Annotated in this window: 22 protein-coding genes and 1 tRNA gene; 12 read left to right on the top strand and 11 right to left on the bottom strand. The window is 55.6% G+C overall.

Going from position 1 to position 17,461, the window contains the following annotated elements:
• Positions 1-201: 201 nt before the first annotated feature.
• From RDA78_RS08585 to RDA78_RS08570, 4 genes are all read right to left on the bottom strand, one after another.
• Positions 202-795: a hypothetical protein gene (locus RDA78_RS08585; protein ID WP_434054906.1), complete on the bottom strand. Its 594-nt coding sequence runs from the start codon at positions 793-795 to the stop codon at positions 202-204.
• 56 nt (positions 796-851) lie between these two features.
• Positions 852-1,514: a hypothetical protein gene (locus RDA78_RS08580; protein ID WP_434054905.1), complete on the bottom strand. Its 663-nt coding sequence runs from the start codon at positions 1,512-1,514 to the stop codon at positions 852-854.
• 194 nt (positions 1,515-1,708) lie between these two features.
• Complete coding sequence (locus RDA78_RS08575) at positions 1,709-2,194, bottom strand: Mov34/MPN/PAD-1 family protein (protein WP_434054904.1); 486 nt, start codon at positions 2,192-2,194, stop codon at positions 1,709-1,711.
• Positions 2,191-2,916, bottom strand: a complete 726-nt coding sequence (locus RDA78_RS08570) for a ThiF family adenylyltransferase (RefSeq protein WP_434054903.1) — start codon at positions 2,914-2,916, stop codon at positions 2,191-2,193. Before RDA78_RS08570 ends, RDA78_RS08575 begins: the two co-directional genes overlap by 4 nt.
• A 203-nt stretch (positions 2,917-3,119) precedes the next feature.
• Between RDA78_RS08570 and RDA78_RS08565 the strand changes: the two genes are divergently transcribed.
• Entirely contained in the window at positions 3,120-3,434 is a 315-nt protein-coding gene (locus RDA78_RS08565) for a DUF3223 domain-containing protein (RefSeq protein WP_434054902.1), read from the top strand.
• A 243-nt stretch (positions 3,435-3,677) separates the two neighbouring features.
• Positions 3,678-3,842: a hypothetical protein gene (locus tag RDA78_RS08560; RefSeq protein WP_434054901.1), complete on the top strand. Its 165-nt coding sequence runs from the start codon at positions 3,678-3,680 to the stop codon at positions 3,840-3,842.
• Between the two features lie 245 nt (positions 3,843-4,087).
• Here RDA78_RS08560 and RDA78_RS08555 read toward each other — a convergent pair whose 3' ends face one another.
• The gene (locus tag RDA78_RS08555; RefSeq protein WP_434054900.1) at positions 4,088-4,342 is read right to left on the bottom strand and encodes a Rap1a/Tai family immunity protein; all 255 of its coding nucleotides are present in this window, start codon (positions 4,340-4,342) and stop codon (positions 4,088-4,090) included.
• 306 nt (positions 4,343-4,648) lie between these two features.
• Positions 4,649-4,723, bottom strand: a tRNA-Gly gene (locus RDA78_RS08550).
• A 239-nt stretch (positions 4,724-4,962) separates the two neighbouring features.
• On the opposite strand from RDA78_RS08550, the gene RDA78_RS08545 reads away from it, so the two are divergent.
• From RDA78_RS08545 to RDA78_RS08530, 4 genes are all read left to right on the top strand, one after another.
• Positions 4,963-5,484, top strand: a complete 522-nt coding sequence (locus RDA78_RS08545) for a prolyl-tRNA synthetase associated domain-containing protein (protein WP_434054899.1) — start codon at positions 4,963-4,965, stop codon at positions 5,482-5,484.
• 420 nt (positions 5,485-5,904) lie between these two features.
• On the top strand, positions 5,905-6,903 hold the full coding sequence (gene trxA, locus RDA78_RS08540; RefSeq protein ID WP_434054898.1) for a thioredoxin: 999 nt from the start codon (positions 5,905-5,907) through the stop codon (positions 6,901-6,903).
• An 84-nt stretch (positions 6,904-6,987) separates the two neighbouring features.
• Positions 6,988-7,665 (top strand): LON peptidase substrate-binding domain-containing protein, encoded by a 678-nt coding sequence (locus RDA78_RS08535; protein WP_434054897.1) that lies wholly within the window; start codon positions 6,988-6,990, stop codon positions 7,663-7,665.
• 37 nt (positions 7,666-7,702) lie between these two features.
• Entirely contained in the window at positions 7,703-7,894 is a 192-nt protein-coding gene (locus RDA78_RS08530; protein WP_434054896.1) for a Trm112 family protein, read from the top strand.
• 31 nt (positions 7,895-7,925) lie between these two features.
• Here the strand turns inward: RDA78_RS08530 and RDA78_RS08525 are convergent, their stop codons facing one another.
• Entirely contained in the window at positions 7,926-8,222 is a 297-nt protein-coding gene (locus tag RDA78_RS08525) for a YggT family protein (protein ID WP_434054895.1), read from the bottom strand.
• Between the two features lie 230 nt (positions 8,223-8,452).
• Here RDA78_RS08525 and RDA78_RS08520 point away from each other — a divergent pair, with 230 nt between their 5' ends.
• On the top strand, positions 8,453-9,253 hold the full coding sequence (locus tag RDA78_RS08520; protein WP_434054894.1) for a MipA/OmpV family protein: 801 nt from the start codon (positions 8,453-8,455) through the stop codon (positions 9,251-9,253).
• 89 nt (positions 9,254-9,342) lie between these two features.
• On the opposite strand, the gene RDA78_RS08515 is transcribed toward RDA78_RS08520, so the two are convergent.
• The 4 genes from RDA78_RS08515 to RDA78_RS08500 all read right to left on the bottom strand — a co-directional run bounded on the left by RDA78_RS08515 (position 9,343) and on the right by RDA78_RS08500 (position 13,457).
• A complete protein-coding gene (locus tag RDA78_RS08515) occupies positions 9,343-10,173 on the bottom strand; it encodes a pentapeptide repeat-containing protein (RefSeq protein ID WP_434054893.1) in 831 nt (276 codons plus the stop codon).
• A 466-nt stretch (positions 10,174-10,639) separates the two neighbouring features.
• Positions 10,640-11,653: a patatin-like phospholipase family protein gene (locus tag RDA78_RS08510; protein WP_434054892.1), complete on the bottom strand. Its 1,014-nt coding sequence runs from the start codon at positions 11,651-11,653 to the stop codon at positions 10,640-10,642.
• 36 nt (positions 11,654-11,689) lie between these two features.
• Positions 11,690-12,472, bottom strand: a complete 783-nt coding sequence (locus tag RDA78_RS08505; RefSeq protein WP_434054891.1) for a 3-hydroxybutyrate dehydrogenase — start codon at positions 12,470-12,472, stop codon at positions 11,690-11,692.
• Positions 12,473-12,569: 97 nt separating this feature from the next.
• Positions 12,570-13,457 (bottom strand): 4-hydroxy-3-methylbut-2-en-1-yl diphosphate synthase, encoded by an 888-nt coding sequence (locus tag RDA78_RS08500; RefSeq protein ID WP_434054890.1) that lies wholly within the window; start codon positions 13,455-13,457, stop codon positions 12,570-12,572.
• 184 nt (positions 13,458-13,641) lie between these two features.
• On the opposite strand from RDA78_RS08500, the gene ispG reads away from it, so the two are divergent.
• From ispG to RDA78_RS08475, 5 genes are all read left to right on the top strand, one after another.
• The gene (gene ispG, locus RDA78_RS08495) at positions 13,642-14,901 is read left to right on the top strand and encodes a flavodoxin-dependent (E)-4-hydroxy-3-methylbut-2-enyl-diphosphate synthase (protein ID WP_434054889.1); all 1,260 of its coding nucleotides are present in this window, start codon (positions 13,642-13,644) and stop codon (positions 14,899-14,901) included.
• A gap of 21 nt (positions 14,902-14,922) precedes the next feature.
• Positions 14,923-15,825 (top strand): pyridoxal kinase, encoded by a 903-nt coding sequence (gene pdxY, locus RDA78_RS08490; protein ID WP_434054888.1) that lies wholly within the window; start codon positions 14,923-14,925, stop codon positions 15,823-15,825.
• Positions 15,818-16,555, top strand: coding sequence for a DUF429 domain-containing protein (locus tag RDA78_RS08485; protein ID WP_434054887.1), 738 nt, complete (start codon positions 15,818-15,820; stop codon positions 16,553-16,555). The genes pdxY and RDA78_RS08485 overlap by 8 nt, the downstream gene beginning before the upstream one ends.
• Before the next feature lie 117 nt (positions 16,556-16,672).
• Entirely contained in the window at positions 16,673-16,993 is a 321-nt protein-coding gene (locus RDA78_RS08480; protein WP_434054886.1) for a hypothetical protein, read from the top strand.
• Between the two features lie 16 nt (positions 16,994-17,009).
• Positions 17,010-17,438, top strand: a complete 429-nt coding sequence (locus tag RDA78_RS08475; protein ID WP_434054885.1) for a cysteine rich repeat-containing protein — start codon at positions 17,010-17,012, stop codon at positions 17,436-17,438.
• Positions 17,439-17,461 lie beyond the last annotated feature (23 nt).

The following is a 17,461-nucleotide window of genomic DNA, read 5'->3' as shown; positions in this document are numbered from 1 at the left end:
AAATACCCAACGAATACTGAAGGCTGATTTTGAATTCCATATTCGATTTTATGCGAATTCATTCTTATTTCTATTTGAAAAAATAAGTAAAAATTAATTTTAGATCTATTTTAATTAAATTAATTGAAATATATAACGAATCTATCCTATTAGATCAGAGTTATACAATTGGATAAAGGAATATATTTACTTAACTTGAAGCTAGCCGTTTGTTTGAATGATTAGCTTACCGTCTCGATATAACGATATTGGTCCATCTTCGGAAACCTTTACCGCCAACCCAAATTTCGAACTAGCGGCAGCAGCTTGCGTTCTCCCCCCGCCTGGGATTCTCTCGGCTGAAGTTCCGAGTGAAATAATGTTCCCAGCAGATTCGATAGTTCCGTTTGGCTTCACGACGGTAAGTCCATCTGAACCAAAAACGCCAAACATACCAGCCCCGTCTAAAAATTCACTAATGTTCATTCCCTCGATCGTTTTAGATATACTGTTTTTAACCTTAGAGGTATCAATTGCGGACACGTAACGGGGTCGTTCTTTGCGGTCCGGTATAAGAATAAGACTCCCTATCCGCATAAGTGAAAGACAAAAAGCCACTCTAAATATTTTGGAAGCGGCCTCAACATTCTCCATATACTTAGAGATAAAACTCACTATATTTTCGACATGCACATATTGCCACTGACCGTTATTCAACCGAATTTCGGGTCCTTGTGACGTAAAAATCTGAACATCCCGATTGTTTCCGACTATCACTGCCCACGATGGGCCTGTCGTTGCCTGAATAAGTGGCATCAAATGTCGTCCATAGGCTCTATCAGACAACGACCAGTGCAAAGGTTCGCGTACCCTCAAAATCCCGTGCACATCCGACTGTCGATCGAGTATGTAGAATGCATTTCGACCATCAATGTAGCGATATGAAATTGGTTGGGAGAAAAAACTCTCTGACAATCGGATCTTCGTGTCAAAAGCTTCACATCAAAGTGTTTTTGCACCGCCTGTGAAAAAAGCTGGTTTACTTTTGGTATGACGACAAATCCGGATGTCGCGTTAACTCCCTCATAATTCTGCGATAGTAACAATTGGAGAAGTGACAAAACAAATGCTGGGCCCCAAAATCCCTCGCCAAGTTTATTATGCAAGAATTTGGCAACAATAGCGGTTCCAAGGACCAGGCGGCCAGAAAGTCGATGCATTTGTTGTGCCTCAGACTCGCCAATAGGTAATGTATGCTCCAGGACGTCAGGTACAAACTTTAAAAATTTTTTCTCTCTAGATGTGAAAGTAATACCATTTCTACTCAGCTTGAAAAGTATTGTTGATCCAGCATCAATATCAGCCCAAATTACAATATGTTTTTCGTCTCGAAAAAAGCCAGATCTCATATCTGAGGCTTTAACAACGTATTTCGCGTGTGCATCAAACGTAGGTACATATTCCACGTCCACTTTCGCACCCGGCACCAATTTTCTAATTGTTGATGCAATGAATTCTCGATCATACTCTCTCATGGTATACCTCAAATCTGTTACAAGACGACCCTTCAAAAACGGAACAAGACCACAGGTAATAACTAAATTTCCCGCAAGCCTACTTATACATCTACAAAACATATTGAATTAATTTAATATATTGGCGTTGTGACCATAAAATATATTGAATCTCTTCCAGATCGTTTATCTAATTCATCCCCGCAAGAGCCATACTATTTGTCTGGGCTTTGTGTTTTTTGCCTCAAAACAATTTCGCCTTCATTGGACCATGCGCAAATGTATAGATTTCGCGGCAATTTCCCCGTGCCAACTATTACATAGATGAAAGCATTTAATTCATGCTCCGACATTTCGAACAGTGTGGACATAGTTTTTATATCGTCTGTCGAAGGAATAGGTTTGGATTGTGGGTGAGAATGCCATGTACCCACAAAATGTCGCCCAAGAGAATACTGGTAATCGATAAATTCTTGTGTCGAAGGGCGGTGTGGAATAAAGGCGCTACGCTTTCGAATGTCTTTGGGAAACGGTCCTCCTGCCAATACAATTCTATGTTCTCTGTCAGTGCTAATAGAAAATAGGGGGCCGCCAGCTTCACGAGAAAACCAAGTAGTTTGTTGGTACTTTTTGAAATGATTCAATACGCTTTGTTCGATACACAGCGTCTCGCCGCTTGTACCTAACGCAAACTTTGTCATTTTCTACCCTTGCCACATACCCAGCAGTCTGGATTATGGGGCCAACTAAGGTGCTCCGAAAAGCCTCCTGACAGACGACTTCCCGCGATCTTTTCCCAGTCTTCACTCCAACTTCCACCATTGCTTTTTACGAGATCTGTATTTGCGCACCAAATCCGGTGCGAACGATCTGCCTCTACTCGGTCAAGGAGCGTATCAATTGAGATCTGGGCAATATGGGCATTTATCTGGGCAAGTTCGATTGGTCCGTAAGGCTGAAACATTGCTCCGCAGGCAGGCTCTTGCCGTAGTAGGTTTTTTGGCCACCTGGATACGCGTAATTGAGGAGTACCCAGCCTGTCGGTTCCGCAGGCAAAACAGCCGGTCTTCTTGTTGATAAGCAACGCGTGTCCCGCAGCAGCAAACGGTTCTACCCAACCAAAAACAACAGGAATGTCTTCGTACTGCTCCCGAAGATACTTGTTTAAACTTCCCTCGGCCTGCCAGCTTCCCATTGCACTTACGATTAAGTTGGATTCAGAAAAGAGGCTAGCTCGGTCATGAACAGCCTCCTCCCACCTTTTTGGAATACCAAAGACAGATTGCATGTGAGGAAACTTTCGAAGTAGGTAACGTGCCATACTAATAGCTTTGAACTTCCCCACGTCAGCAATGCCGAGCTCATGCCTTCCAACGTTAGCCGTTGTGAGCGTTTCCATATCTATAATAGTAAACCGGCCCACTCCGCACGCCATTCATTCATATCAACCTTGCAGGCGCAGGGCATCGAAATAGGGCTCGTTGCTCAGATCGCGGGCCATGCAAATCCAACCGTGACGCTTGGCCACTACACGCAGGCTGTTCGCGACGGCAGCGAGGTCATTGAGGCCCTGGATAGGGCCTACGGAACTCAAACAACCACCTAACAAACTGGGAGCGAATAGTTATGGGAATCGTCGTTGAAATCGGTGGGATGTCGTTTCCCACAAAGACGGCCTTTATTGAGCACTGCCAAGCAATTCTGCGCAAAGCGGAAGACAACAGTGAGATTGTCGGCGAGGACGCTACGTTCGTCGAGGCAGTCTTGAAGGCGCGCCCTGAAAAGGTCGAAGAGATTGGAACAAGGACAGCAACTCGATATTTGAGAATAAAACATAGGCACAACACGTCATGTTTTGCTGCAGAATTGGACGACGGGTCGTTGGTCCACTTTAGTTTCATGAAGTTCATTAATGCCTACCCGAAACCGACAGGTTCATAGGGTGTAGGGGTGCAGCCCTGCAGGTACGCTGCGGCCTGCACGCCGTACGTCCGTTAGCAGGGCTGCTTCCTACACCCCTCCATACCGCCCAGTTACAGTGGCTGCCCTGCCCGCCGATGCTGCAAGAACGCTGTATGGCGCGGCTGCAATATCAAAATACCGCTTAACTATCTGACTTTATTTGAGTAATTGCGCGCAAGTTCTCGCCGTGTTTTCCTGTCCTGTTCAGCACAGGAGATCGCCATGCAGGTCTTGGTTAGAGATAAGCGCACCAACAAAGAGAATTGGCTTCCGTTGGAAAAGGCGGCGGAATTGATGCACCTCGCCGCTGAGGAACTTGAGTGGGCGTTTGAAGAATTCGGGCAATGCGAGTGCGAAGACCACATTGCCGTCGACCAGAAATGGTAGGCTGACAACACCACTTAGCTAGTTCGAAAAAGCGCGGGCATCGGCAACACTGATGCTCGCTCAATTGCATATCCCTGCTTCTCGGGGAAAATGCTTCAACCCTCCCCCCTTGCGCGGGTCCCTTCCGAACTGCTGCCGGGGGACCCGTCTGGGCCTGGAACGTTCATTGCTCAATTTGCTCTCGTACGTCTCGGTGCGTCGTTTCGAAATTTTGCATGAAAAAATGAAGCCGACTCCACCACGAGTTACCGTGGGCAAAGAAAGGCTTGCCGCATCGCTAGCCTTACCGCCTCAAACGAGTTGATCGATTTAAGTTGGATCGAAGCACTGATTGTACGTTCTACGGCTGTCACAAGGTCGGTCCGGGTCACACCATTTGGGATGCAAACACCATCTCCAACACTGAGACTATCGACAGTGGCTTGGACATAGCCATTACAAAAACTTATCCAACTCTCGTCTGCACGCGTGCTCGCATCAGAAAAGTTTGATCCGCTCATTTGCATTCCTGGGTCGAAAGCCCAGGCAGGAAAAGAGACTAAACTCGCGGCCAAAAACAACTGAAACCGTCGCATTTCCAAGGCTCCTCAAATTCATCAAAAACGAAAATCGAAACATGAGGAGGCAGAAGCGTCAATTATGGTGTAGCGAACCAACTAAACGACACGATTTCACGCTTTGACGATCTTGGCTTGTTGTAACCGCGCCGTAACCTTGGCTATCGAGACCCTATTGCAAGCAAGACTGAGCTGACGCCAAAAACAACAAAAGCCGCGGCGAACCGCGGCTTTTGTTTATTCAAAATCTGGAGCGGGCGATGGGATTCGAACCCACGACCCCAACCTTGGCAAGGTTGTGCTCTACCCCTGAGCTACACCCGCATAGTGTCCAGCGCTCGGGCCGGTCGGCCTCCGCGTCGGTGGCGCAGTATATGGACCAAGCCGGATCGGATTGCAACAAGGAAATTGAAGAAATTTTTTTAGGCGTCTTTTTGTGGTCCACGCGAAGGTCAAGGCGCGAAAATCGGCGGAAAACAGGGGGTTTTCCGATCGATTTCCGCTTGTCGAGAGGTCCGCAATCGCGTTAAACAGCCCGGACCAACACATACTCGGGAGAAAACATGCCTGCGACACGCGACGACCTCCTGTCCTTTTTGGCCGAACTCGGCATTCCGGTTTCCACCGTCGATCACCAGCCGGTTTTCACCGTGGCCGAATCCGGCGACCTCCATGACCGGATCCCGGGCGGGCACACAAAGAACCTGTTCGTGAAGGACAAGAAGGGCCGCCTGTTTCTGATCGTCGCGCTCCATGATGCGGAGATAGATCTGAAGAAAGTGCACCAGATCGTCGGCGCCCAAGGCCGGGTTTCCTTTGGCAACGCGGATCTCCTGATGGAGGTTCTGGGTGTCGAGCCGGGATCGGTGACGCCGTTCTCCCTGATAAACGACCGCGGCAATCTTCGGGTCACGCCAGTGTTCGATGCGGCGATGATGCAGCATGATGTTCTCAACTACCATCCGCTCAAGAACGACGCGACCACGGCAATCAGCGCTGCGGATCTCCTGAAATTCGCCGAAGCCTGCGGTCACGAGCCGCGTGTCCTGGCCGTCAGCGAACAGGCGAAGGAGGCCGGGCTCTAGGTGATGGACTCATAAATGAGGCCGTAATGGTTTGAGGCGGCTTGCTTCTGGTCAAGGCGCGGAAGCGCAGGAAATGTCCCTCATTTTCAAGCCTTTCGCAACGCCGAGGAGGAGCAAGCCGGTCAAATCCGAAGGACATGGAAATGGCTTCACCCCGTGGCGTCAGCGTGCTTGACCGGGCAGGAAGCCCGCTCCGCACACCCTTCCTAACGGGATTTCGCCATTTCGCATGCCATTTCAGCCTCATTTATGGGTCCATCACCTAGGGCATGGGCTCATAAAAGAGGCCGCAACGCGGCCCTCCCGATACGGGAGTTTGTATTTCAACCGCGGCGGCTCCATGTTAGGAGCAGATTCGAAGTATCGAGATGCGAGATTGGCCGGTGTGAAATCCACGGCCGGAAAACACGAGGCGGGCATATGAGCAATGGCAACTACAGCGTCGGCGGCCAGGTTGGCGGCGGATTCGGTGCCAGCATGGGTGGCGGCTACGGCGGCCAGGGCGGCGGTTTCGGCGGCGGTGACGGCGGCGGCAACGGTGCGTCCGGCGGCGACCTGATTTTCGACGTCACCACGCAGACCTTCATGGCGGATGTTCTGGAGGCCTCCCGGCATCAGCCTGTGCTCGTCGATTTCTGGGCGCCCTGGTGCGGACCGTGCAAACAGCTGACGCCGATTATCGAGGCTGCGGTCAAGGCCGCCGGCGGTACCGTCAAGCTTGCGAAGATGAACATCGACGACCATCCGGAAATCGCCGGGCAGATGGGCATCCAGTCGATTCCGGCCGTGGTTGCGTTCAAGGACGGCCAGCCGGTGGACGGTTTCATGGGCGCGCAGCAGGAAAGCCAGGTCAAGGAATTCATCGAGAAACTGGCCGGCCCGGCCCCGGCGAACCAGACCGATGCCTATCTGGAACAGGGTGCGGCCCTTCTGGCGGAAAACGACTTTCCGCAGGCAGCCCAGATGTTCGGCGCCGTCATGCAGATGGAGCCGGACAATGTGAAGGCCATTTCCGGCCTCGCGCAGTGTTATCTCGGTGCCGAGGAACTGGACCGGGCCCAACAGGCGCTTGAGCTCATCCCGGAAGACAAACGGTCGGACGAGGCTTACGTGGCCGCGAAAGCCGCATTGGACCTTGCCGAACAGGCCGCCTCCCTCGGAGACCTCGCCGATTTCCAGGATCGCATCGCCAAGGATCCTCTGGATCACCAGGCGCGCTTCGACCTTGCCCTCGGCCTCAATGGCAAAGGCGACAAGGAAGGTGCCGTCGACCAGTTGATCGAGATCGTGCGCCGGGACCGGGAGTGGAACGAGGACGCGGCCCGCAAGCAGCTTCTGCAGTTCTTCGAAGCCTGGGGCTTCAAGGATCCGGCCAGCAATTACGGCCGCCGGAAACTGTCGGCGGTTCTGTTTTCTTGACGATTGCGATGCGTGACACACATTACCGGGTAAGACCGGTGTCAGGGGCCGGTGCCTGAACGAACACAATAAAAAGGCCAGGAAATGCAGGCGGGAAATGCCATTTACGAAACGATCGCGGATCTGCCACCTGTCTTGCCCGTCTTCCCGCTGTCCGGCGCATTGCTATTGCCCAGAACACAGCTGCCGCTGAATATTTTCGAACAGCGGTATCTCGACATGGTTGATGCCGCGCTTTCGGGAAACCGCCTCATCGGCATGGTGCAGCCCGCGTCCGAAAACGCATCTGCCGATTCCGATTCTCCGGTTCTCGCAAATGTCGGATGTGTCGGACGCCTGACGAGCTTCCAGGAAACCGGCGACGGGCGCTACCTGATCACGCTTCAGGGGGTAACCCGCTTTGCCCTCGGCAAGGAGATCAAAAGCTACAGCGCATTCCGCGAGGTTGAGTGCGATTTCGCGCCCTTCGCAACCGACCTGACCTGCGGGGACGGCGAGGAGGATGTCGACCGCAACGGTCTGCTCAAGACGCTGCGTGACTATCTGGACGCGAACAATCTTGAGGCTGACTGGCAAAGCGTCTCGGAGGCCGAAACCGAGGTGCTCGTCAATGCGCTGTGCATGATGTGCCCGTATGGTCCGCAGGAGAAACAGGCGCTGCTGGAAGCCCGCGACCTGAAGACGCGCGCGGAAACGCTTATTGCGATCACTGAGATGGATCTGGCAAGATCGCAGAATGACGGCGGCTCGACGTTGCAGTAGACCGCCAGACGCGCGTTCTCCCACGAGGATACCACCAATGAACGACACGCCCGAACGCCCGGTCGACCGGAAGCTGCTGGAGCTTCTCGTCTGTCCGGTGACCAAAACGACGCTCGAATATGATGCCGACGCCAGGGAACTCATTTCCAGATCGGCCAAGCTCGCCTACCCGATCCGGAACGGCATTCCGATCATGCTGCCCGATGAAGCCCGAGAGCTGGAAGACTAGGTGATGGAGGAGTCGCCGGACCCTTTTTTGATCACATAGAGAAAGCCATGCGGGCTATGAAGCTCTGCAGGAACATGATGATCAGAAGAAGAATGACGGGCGAGATATCGATGCCGCCCAGGTCCGGCATGAAGCGTCTGATCGGCCGCAGCGCGGGTTCCGTCAGATTGTAAAGCACGCGTCCGATGGTGTTGATCACCTGGTTGTTCGAATTCACGATGTTGAACGCATAGAGCCACGAAAATATGGCGCTCGCGATGATGACGAGTGAATAGAGGTAAAGTGCCGTGCTGATGACGTCCAGAAGCGATCCGACCAAAGCGTTCATGTGATTTCCTACTGCCGAAATGCATTTCTTTTCATGTAGCCCCCTAGCCGCGCCCCTGCAAGACGGCACTTTCAAGATCTTGCATTTGATTCAACGCGGTCTTTGCTCGCCTACGGGCAAATCCGATGCTCAAATGCAACACTTCGCCAAAACAAGGATTCCTTAGGCTTTGAGTAAGGCTGCTTCGTGCTATCTTGCACGCAAATAATCTCCATATGGATGTGGCTTTAATGTTCAAGACCTTGACACGCGTTGCGCTCGCTCTCGCCATGGGCGCCGCGTCCGGTAGCGCTTTCGCCCAGAGCGGTGATCTTTCCCCCGAGGATGCGACCAAACAGTTTGTTGTCGATCTTGGTCTCGGCGCGATCGTCAAACCGCGTTATGAATCAGCCGATTCCTATTTGGTTTACCCGATGCCGATCATTTCGGTCGGCCGCTTCTACCTTCCAGGACTCGGCCAGGTGGTCGATGGCCGCCGCAGAAGCGGTGTCTTCTTCTTCCCCTCGTTCAACTTCATCGGTGAACGCAAGGCGAGCGATAGCACTGACCTCACCGGCACGAGCACGGTTGACTGGGCACTGGAACTCGGACTTGGAGGCGGCTTCCGGACGGAGCATTTTCGTGCCTTCGCCGAACTTCGCCAAGGCATCAACGGCCACACCGGCCAGGTCGGCCAGCTTGGTCTCGACGGCATCCTCTACCCGGGTGACAAGTGGGAGTTCAGCTTTGGCCCCCGCGCAAGCTTTGCTTCCGGTGAATACATGGACACCTATTTCGGCGTCACTGCCACGGAGGCTGCCAACAGCGGCGGGCGCCTGACTCAATATGACCCGAGCGCCGGTTTCAAGAGCATCGGCGTCGCAGCGCGCGGCAGCTATGACTGGAACGACGACGTGCGTCTGCACATTCGCGGCGGCTATGACCGCCTCGTCGGCGATGCGGCCGACAGCCCGATCGCGGAAGCCGGCAGCAAGGACCAGTTCAGCATTGGTGTCGGTGTCAGTTACCGGTTTGCATTCGACGTTTTCTGAGCAGTAGGCCTGTTCGAACAAGGACTGCAAAAAAGGAGGCCCCTGCGCCTCCTTTTTCTTTGGTCAAGAACAGCTGAAACAGATCCCGCCTAGTAGGAGCACGGGATCAGTTCGATGCCCTTCGGCAGTTTGGTCGTCTCGTCACCGCAGGCACCCAGGATCCGGCTCGGATCGAGATTGTCCGCACCGGTGAGATCGGCACCGATGAGGCGCGTACGGCGCAGGAGCGCTCCGTCGAAATCGACATTTGTCAGGTTGGCATTGGACAGATCGGCGCTGACCAGCCGGACGCCTGAAAAATCCGCTCCGGAGAAATCTGCTCCGTCAGCCTTGATCCGGTCGAGTTTTCCCTGCCGGATACGCGCATTCTTGAAGTTTGCGCCGCTGAGGTCGACCCGTTCCAGGTTCACGCCGTCCATCTTGGCACCTTCGAAAGACGCACCGACGGCAACCGAGCGTATAAACGCGGCGTTGCGCAGGTCGGCGTTGTCGAAAACAGCGCCATTGGCAATGCTGGCATTGAGATCCGCGTCGCGCAGATCAACCCCGGTCAGGTTGGCATCGGTGAAGTCGGCTTTCTCAAGATCGGCTGAGCGCATGTTCGAGCCGGTAAAGTTGCTCCCGGCGAAGTTTGCCCGTTCAGCTTCAGCACGCCGCAAATCGGAGTTGCGGAAATCCCCTCCGGTCAGAACGGCTTCCTTCAGATCCGTTTCACGAAGATTGGTGCGGTTGAAATCCGGGTTCTCGACGTTCAGAAACCGGAATTCGGTCAGTCTTAGATCGCACTTGGGACAGCCGCCGTTCTCCTTGATCTCGGCCATCTTCTCTTCATCGCTGCCCGCCTGTGCCACGCCGGCAATCGACAGGAAAGCCATTGCACCCAAACCTGCTGCCAGAATATGCGTAAACCGGTACGTCATTCCAAAACCTTTTTTCAACCTGACCTAAAGATAGGTATCCGACAGCAACAGTTTAAGGACAGTTTCTGTCGAGAAAACACCTATTGACAAAAATGCTATGAGATTGCGGTCAAAATAGCACCCAAATTGTTCGCCTGCGGTGGAGGCGCACATCGGGTCAGGATCGGATCCGGGAAAACGCAGCGGGAAGAAAGAAGCGGGCGGGGTCGCAGTTGCCCGCTTCTTTCAACCACATAAGGCGCTGACGACGCACAACCTGACAATCAGCGTGCCAATCACATCGCAAAAGGCTTGCCAATTTGTTGTCGGTCAAAAACAACCAGATTTAGTCGGCAACGCAAGGAGCACCACAAAATGCTGATTTTGTTCAGGAAGTCTTCACATATCATGCATTGCATTCTGCAACGCTGGTTGCGAACGTGACTAACAAAGCGTTAATCGATTACGGAAGCGCGAGCGCACCGGGTCAGGCGAATTCATCCCTCAGATCAATCGTCGATCGCTTGCCGATATCGTCGAAATGCGTGTCCAGCCATTCCTTGGCAGTCTCGCGTCCGAGATCCCGCAGTTCGGTCAGAAACGCCCACTCGGCGTTCATTTTGGATGATGCCTGCAGCGGTTTGAGCTCACGCGCAAATATCCGGTGCATGTGAACTTTCATGTACTCGTCCTTTGAGAGCTTGCCTTCCTCGATAAGCCGCGTGACGAAGTCGATCGCCCGAAGCTCCCGCAACAAGGTGGAATTGAAGGTAATCTCGTTCAGGCGGTTGACGATTTCCCGGGCCGTCCTTGGAAGTTCGCGCCGCTCGAGCGGGTTGATCTGGATGAGAACGACATCCGGTGTGCCGGTATTGTAGAAGAGCGGGTAGAGCGGCGGATTGCCCATGTAGCCGCCATCCCAATAGGGCTCGCCATCGATCTCCACCGCCTGGTAAAGCTGTGGCAGGCAGGCCGATGCCATTACCGCATCCAGCGTCACTTCCTTTTCGCTGAAGACACGGATCTTTCCGGAAAAGACATTGGTTGCCGCGATGAACAGCTTGACGCCGGAGCAGCAGTGCACCTTTTCAAAATCGACCATTTTCTCGACAACGTCGCGGAGCGGATTGACGTTGAGCGGATTGAATTCGTACGGAGACGCGAAGCGCGACAGCACATCGAAATAGAGATAGCTGGGCGAGTGATCGAGGCTCCAGTTTCCCAGCAGGACGTCCAGCGGTGAGCGCTGGATGGGACTGAAGCGGGCCTCGTCGCTGACTTCGCGCCAGAAAGCCTCGAGACTGGCGCGGGCTCCGTCCTCGCCCCCTGCTTCCATGCCGCTTGCCAGCACGACAGCGTTCATCGCCCCGGCCGACGTGCCGGTAATTGCCTCGATGGAAAAGCGGCTGTCCTCCAGGAACCAGTCGAGGACTCCCCAGGTGAAGGCGCCATGGGCACCTCCTCCTTGCAGCGCTAAATTGATCTTCTTGGCAGCAGCCACGTCGGACGCCTTTCCGGAATGTCGGCCCTTGGAAACTTACTGAGCGGTCCAGCCGCCATCGATTGGCAGGACCGAACCGGTGATCGAGGACGCGGTATCGCTGCACAGGAACACGGCGTATCCCGACACCTGGTCGACCGTTACGAACTCCTTGGTTGGCTGGGCCTTGAGCAGCACGTCTTTCTTGACCTGTTCCTCGGTCATGTTGCGCGCCTTCATCGTGTCCGGGATCTGGGCCTCGACGAGCGGCGTCCAGACATATCCCGGGCAGATCGCGTTCACCGTGATCCCGTGTTCGGCCACCTCAAGCGCCACTGTTTTGGTCAGGCCCGCAATGCCGTGTTTCGCAGCGACGTAGGCGGATTTGAACGGAGATGCCACCAGCGCATGCGCGGAGGCCGTGTTGATGATCCGGCCCCATCCGCGTTGTTTCATGCCCGGTACGGCGGCGCGGATCGCATGGAAGGCCGAAGACAGGTTGATCGCGATGATCGCATCCCACTTGTCGACCGGAAACTCTTCCACCGGCGAGACAAACTGGATGCCTGCATTGTTGACCAGGATATCGACGGACCCGAAGTCCTTTTCCGCATCGGCCACCATGGCGGCAATTTCGTCTGCCTTGAGCATGTTGGCCGGCGAATAGGCACAGCGGACGCCGAAATCTGCTTCGATCGATGCGCGTGTCTTTTCGATTTCGTCGGCATCGCCGAGGCCATTGATGACAATGTTGGCACCCTGCGCGGCAAAGGCGCGGGCGCAGCCAAGGCCGATCCCCGAGGTCGATCCGGTAACGACAGCGGTTTTGTTGGCAAGCATGCAGGATCTCCCAGGAAAGAAAAAATCTGGAGCCACATTTCACCAGTTATCGCCGCACTGCAACATCACAATGACGAAAAGTGATGGGAAGCCCGCTTCAGTCCCGCTTGACGCGCTGCGCACCGGCGAGTGCCTTGTGCGCGCGCTCGCGCGCCACTTGCCTGTGGGCGTCTGCCTGGACGTAATCCTCTTCCCTGAGACCCAGCCGTTCAGCGAAGCGTTCGCGGATCAGCCCATAGAACGTCGCGTGCAGGCTGGAAAACACCCAGACAAGGATCAGCATCGTGCCCATCGGAAAAATCGCGGATCGGATCTGCTGCCAAAGCTCGCTAGCCGGAATCAGCCCGTCGCTGAGACTCAGGAGGAAGCCCCAGACGAACACGAGGAAACCGGCCAGCAGGCTCATGATCAAAGCCGCAAAAGCCATTGCCCAGCCCATCCCCGAGGTCGCATCCCAGCTTTCCTTGAGCGTCAAGGGATCGTCAACGGCAGTTGCGGGCAGGACAACGGAAAACCTTTGAACCACCATCAACGCGATGAAAGGTGCGAACACCATAAGCAGCGCACCGAGACCGCCGGTAAGCGCAGCAACTATCGACGCGGCGATGATCAGCGGGATAAGCGACAAAAACCCGATCAAGCCGAGAACGATCTGGAAGAAGATCACCCTCAGGGTCCGTCTGCCGACCACGATCGGAAAGTCGCGCGCATCGATCAGGATCCGGCGGACATAGGCAATCGCGATGGAAAACCCGACCAGAAGATTGGCGAGTGCCGCGAGTGTGCGAAGCGCGCCTTCATCCGCCTTGGCAACCGGTTCCGTCATGTAGGACACGGTGGAAAATCCGCTTTCGGGCATCAGCGCGGACCCGATGGCAAAATTGAGAGCGAGCAGAAGCAGGATATAAGCCCAGCCAGTTCTGAAGACCGTGCCGATATTGTGCTGCGCCAAGGACAATGATCGTTCCAGCACGGTAATGAACATGATGCGCCCCCAGGATGACCGACTATCTGAAGTATAGGTAGAAAGTCTTTAGGATTTCGCTAGCGCTGCGACTACAGGTTCCGAATCCGCACCCTTTTCGCCGCAGATATCAATCCAAAGCTGGAAAGTTGCGTTAAATTCCCTCATATGGTGGGCAAACATCCTCAACCGGTTGGCTTCAGTCATGATCGATGATTTCGCAAAACCCCTGCCCCGCCGCAAGTCCGTGGGTGTGATGGTCGGCAACGTCCAGGTTGGTGGCGACGCGCCCATTGTCGTTCAATCCATGACCAACACCGACACGGCCGATGCCGATTCAACCGTTGCCCAGGTCGCGGCGCTGGCGCGTTCGGGGTCGGAAGTCGTGCGCATCACCGTCGACCGTGCAGAGGCAGCTGCGGAAGTTCCGCGCATCAAGGAGCGGCTTTTGCGCATCGGCATCGATGTTCCGCTCGTCGGCGACTTTCACTATATCGGCCACAAGCTCCTGACCGACTATCCGGATTGCGCAGCCGCGCTCGACAAGTACCGCATCAACCCGGGAAATGTCGGCTTCAAGGCCAAACGCGACACGCAATTCTCGCAGATCATCGACATTGCTCTGAAGCACGACAAGCCCGTGCGTATCGGCGTCAACTGGGGGTCCCTCGATCAGGAACTGCTCACGAAGCTCATGGACGAGAATGCGGAGAGCGGCAACCCGGTATCCGCCGCAGCGGTCATGCGCGAGGCGATCATCCAGTCGGGCCTTCTTTCGGCGGAGCGCGCTGAAGATCTCGGCATGGGCCGTGACAAGATCATCCTGTCGGCGAAGGTCAGCCAGGTTCAGGACCTGATCGCGGTTTACGCCGATCTCGCGCGCCGCTGCGACTACGCGCTCCACCTCGGCCTGACCGAAGCCGGCATGGGCACAAAGGGCATTGTTTCGTCCGCCGCTTCCATGGGCATTCTCCTGCAACAGGGCATCGGCGACACCATCCGCGTGTCGCTCACCCCGGAACCGGGTGGCGACCGCACCCGTGAAGTGCAAGTGGCGCAGGAACTTCTGCAGGTCATGGGCTTCAGGGCGTTCGTGCCGATCGTGGCGGCGTGCCCCGGTTGCGGACGCACGACCTCGACGGTCTTTCAGGAACTGGCGAGCGACATCCAGGACCACATCCGCGAATCGATGCCCGCATGGCGTGAACAGTATCCGGGTGTCGAAAGCCTGAATGTCGCCGTGATGGGCTGTATCGTGAACGGTCCGGGCGAGTCCAAACACGCAGATATCGGCATTTCGCTGCCGGGCACCGGCGAAACACCATCGGCCCCTGTGTTTGTGGACGGCGAAAAAGTTGCAACACTGCGCGGTGAAGGCATTGCCGACGAGTTCAAGAAAATGGTTCTGGACTATATCGAGAAGCGCTATGGCACCGGCGCGGGTTCATCATCCGATGCAGCCTGACCCGGCCGAAGAGCAATCGCAATGATGCAGCAATCGGGCAGACCCGAAGCACCGAAAACGCCGCTTCTGGTGGTGACGTCCCAGGTGGTGAGGGGCGGCATCAGCGGCAGGGGCCTGACCTTTGCCCTTGAACGGATCGGACACGCCGCCTGGTTTCTTCCGACAATTCTGCTGCCCTGGCACCCGGGGCACGGCAAGGGCACACGGATCGTCGCTGCCTCGGAAGACTTTGCAGCGCTCGCTGGCGACCTTGCGACGTCAGAGAAGCTGGCCGAACTCGGTGGTGTCATGACGGGTTATCTCGGCAATGCCGAACAGGCAGCGCCGATCGCGGAGCTGGTCAAGGCCGTGAAGAAAGCCAACCCGGACGCGCTTTATCTGTGTGATCCGGTCATCGGTGACCATCACAGCGCGAGTGGCGGCGGCCTCTATGTTCCAAAAGCGACGGCAGAAGCAATTCGGGACGAACTGGTGCCGCTGGCCGATATCGTGACACCCAATTCCTTCGAGCTTGGCTGGCTGACGCAGCGCGATGTCGAAACCGAACTCCAGAACCTTTCCGCCGCGCGCTCGCTCGGTGCTGCGCGGGTTCTGATCACCTCCTCGCCGGCACTTCGCCGCAATTCGATCGCCAACTTGCTTGCGGGCGCGCGTGGCGCAGTCGCCGCCGAACATGCCGCCATCGACAATCCACCGCACGGCACCGGAGATCTCATTGCCGGCCTGTTCCTGTCGAACGTATTGGCCGGGTTCGACGATGAAGAAGCCTTGAAACGCGCCTCCGCCTCGGTTTTCGAGCTGGTTGCAAGAAGCGTCAAGAAGGGAGCCGACGAACTGCTCTTTGCCGAAGAACAGCAATCGGTGGTGCGCGCGATGGCGCTGGTAACGTCCCGCCGCGTGGTGGAAGCGAGAAGCCGTGTCTGACAGCGTCGGCACCTGGATCGCAGGCGTCGACGGCTGCAAATCCGGCTGGGTCGCCGTGTTGCGCAATCTTGAAGATCCGCGCGACCTCCGTCTTGCGGTCTTCCCGGCCTTTTCCGAACTCCTGGCGCACGATCCATATCTCTCGATCATCGCGGTCGACATGCCAATCGGTTTGCCGGAAAGGATCGGGCAGGCGGGCCGGGGACCGGAAAAGGCAGCCCGCAGGCATCTCGGTGAACGGCAGTCATCCGTGTTTTCGGTTCCCTCGCGCGCCGCCGTCTACGAAACCGACTACCGGCAGGCCTGCGATACAGCGCAACGCACATCGGAACCTCCCAGAAAGGTGTCCAAGCAGTGCTTTTATCTCTTCCCGAAAATCAGGGAGATCGATGCCCTGATGACACCGGAGCTGGAAGACCGGGTGTTCGAGGTGCACCCGGAACTCGCCTTCTGGCGGCTGAACGGTGAACGGGAAATGAGCCTGCCGAAGAAGGTGAAAAGCCGCACAAGTCCCAATGGCGTCGACCAGCGCCGGGATCTGCTCGTCTCAAAGGGACTGGCCGCTTCCTTCCTCAATCAGAAACCGCCGAAAGGCTGCGGCCGGGACGATCTCCTCGACGCGGCCGCCAACAGCCTGATCGCCGAGCGCTGCTTCAAAGGCATTGCAGAACCGTTTCCGGACCCGTTCGCACGGGACGAATGCGGATTACGCATGGCGATCTGGGCTTGAGAACGAGTCGGAATTGGCAATCTTGCCATCAGTGTGTCACCCGACTCGTGAATTCTTCTTTCCCTAGGCTACGCTGTGTAAGGTGCGTGGGCGCGCGGCAATCATCCGTGTCCGCCGTTGAAGAAGGATTTTCAAGCGATGCGACCCAAACTTTTTTTGGCTGCAGTGATCGGATTTACGCTCGCCTACTCCAGCCCTGTTGATTTTTCAGGTGTCCTTTCCGGATTGCCGATAGTTGCCGGCATTGGTTCCGCAAAGGCACAGAACGCAACACGCAACACCGCACGGCGCACCGCTCGCCGGACATCCCGGCGCGTCAACCGTCGGACATCCATCGCCGGATGCAGCCCATACAACGCCTATTACAACTGCGGCGGCGTCTATTATCGGCCAGTGGTTGAAAACGGCGTTACCGTTTATGTCGTTGTAAACCCTTGATTTTCCGGAGCCAGTCATGAAACATATTCTGCGTTTCCTCGCCATTTGCATTGGTTTCGGCTTTGCCGTACTCAACACAGCCGCGATGGCCCAAGGCCCGGTCAAGGGCGTGCTCGAAGCATGCGAGACGGAAATCACCACCTATTGCGACCAGGTAACGCCAGGCCATGGCCGGATGCTGTCCTGTATGTATGCCCACGAAGACAAGATCAGCGATACTTGTGCAAACTCCATCGTTGATCTGGCCGACGCGCTCGACTTCATGTTTGCCAATGCAAGCGAGGCGATCGCCATGTGTGCAGCAGACATCGAGGCCAACTGTTCTGGTGTCGAATTTGGCGGTGGACGCGTGCTCACCTGCTTGAAGGAGAATGCGGACAAGGTTTCATCGGACTGCCAGCCGGTCGTGAACGCGTTTGCGGAAAAGTTTGGTCTGGAAGACTGAACCGCATTTCGGACACGTAACCC

Source organism: Roseibium sp., from assembly GCF_051016195.1.
GTDB lineage: Bacteria > Pseudomonadota > Alphaproteobacteria > Rhizobiales > Stappiaceae > Roseibium.
This window is presented reverse-complemented; position numbering and strand designations above follow the sequence as displayed.

Excerpts from the sequence above, each read along its gene's own strand:
- ispG (WP_434054889.1), top strand. The coding sequence starts at position 13,642 with ATGATCGATGATTTCGCAAAACCCCTGCCCCGCCGCAAGTCCGTGGGT.
- RDA78_RS08500 (WP_434054890.1), bottom strand. The coding sequence starts at position 13,457 with ATGTTCATTACCGTGCTGGAACGATCATTGTCCTTGGCGCAGCACAAT.
- RDA78_RS08505 (WP_434054891.1), bottom strand. The coding sequence starts at position 12,472 with ATGCTTGCCAACAAAACCGCTGTCGTTACCGGATCGACCTCGGGGATC.
- trxA (WP_434054898.1), top strand. The coding sequence starts at position 5,905 with ATGAGCAATGGCAACTACAGCGTCGGCGGCCAGGTTGGCGGCGGATTC.
- RDA78_RS08560 (WP_434054901.1), top strand. The coding sequence starts at position 3,678 with ATGCAGGTCTTGGTTAGAGATAAGCGCACCAACAAAGAGAATTGGCTT.
- RDA78_RS08520 (WP_434054894.1), top strand. The coding sequence starts at position 8,453 with ATGTTCAAGACCTTGACACGCGTTGCGCTCGCTCTCGCCATGGGCGCC.
- RDA78_RS08535 (WP_434054897.1), top strand. The coding sequence starts at position 6,988 with ATGCAGGCGGGAAATGCCATTTACGAAACGATCGCGGATCTGCCACCT.
- RDA78_RS08575 (WP_434054904.1), bottom strand. The coding sequence starts at position 2,194 with ATGACAAAGTTTGCGTTAGGTACAAGCGGCGAGACGCTGTGTATCGAA.
- RDA78_RS08475 (WP_434054885.1), top strand. The coding sequence starts at position 17,010 with ATGAAACATATTCTGCGTTTCCTCGCCATTTGCATTGGTTTCGGCTTT.
- RDA78_RS08545 (WP_434054899.1), top strand. The coding sequence starts at position 4,963 with ATGCCTGCGACACGCGACGACCTCCTGTCCTTTTTGGCCGAACTCGGC.
- RDA78_RS08565 (WP_434054902.1), top strand. The coding sequence starts at position 3,120 with ATGGGAATCGTCGTTGAAATCGGTGGGATGTCGTTTCCCACAAAGACG.
- RDA78_RS08555 (WP_434054900.1), bottom strand. The coding sequence starts at position 4,342 with ATGAGCGGATCAAACTTTTCTGATGCGAGCACGCGTGCAGACGAGAGT.
- RDA78_RS08585 (WP_434054906.1), bottom strand. The coding sequence starts at position 795 with ATGCCACTTATTCAGGCAACGACAGGCCCATCGTGGGCAGTGATAGTC.
- RDA78_RS08530 (WP_434054896.1), top strand. The coding sequence starts at position 7,703 with ATGAACGACACGCCCGAACGCCCGGTCGACCGGAAGCTGCTGGAGCTT.
- RDA78_RS08525 (WP_434054895.1), bottom strand. The coding sequence starts at position 8,222 with ATGAACGCTTTGGTCGGATCGCTTCTGGACGTCATCAGCACGGCACTT.
- RDA78_RS08515 (WP_434054893.1), bottom strand. The coding sequence starts at position 10,173 with ATGACGTACCGGTTTACGCATATTCTGGCAGCAGGTTTGGGTGCAATG.
- pdxY (WP_434054888.1), top strand. The coding sequence starts at position 14,923 with ATGATGCAGCAATCGGGCAGACCCGAAGCACCGAAAACGCCGCTTCTG.
- RDA78_RS08580 (WP_434054905.1), bottom strand. The coding sequence starts at position 1,514 with ATGAGAGAGTATGATCGAGAATTCATTGCATCAACAATTAGAAAATTG.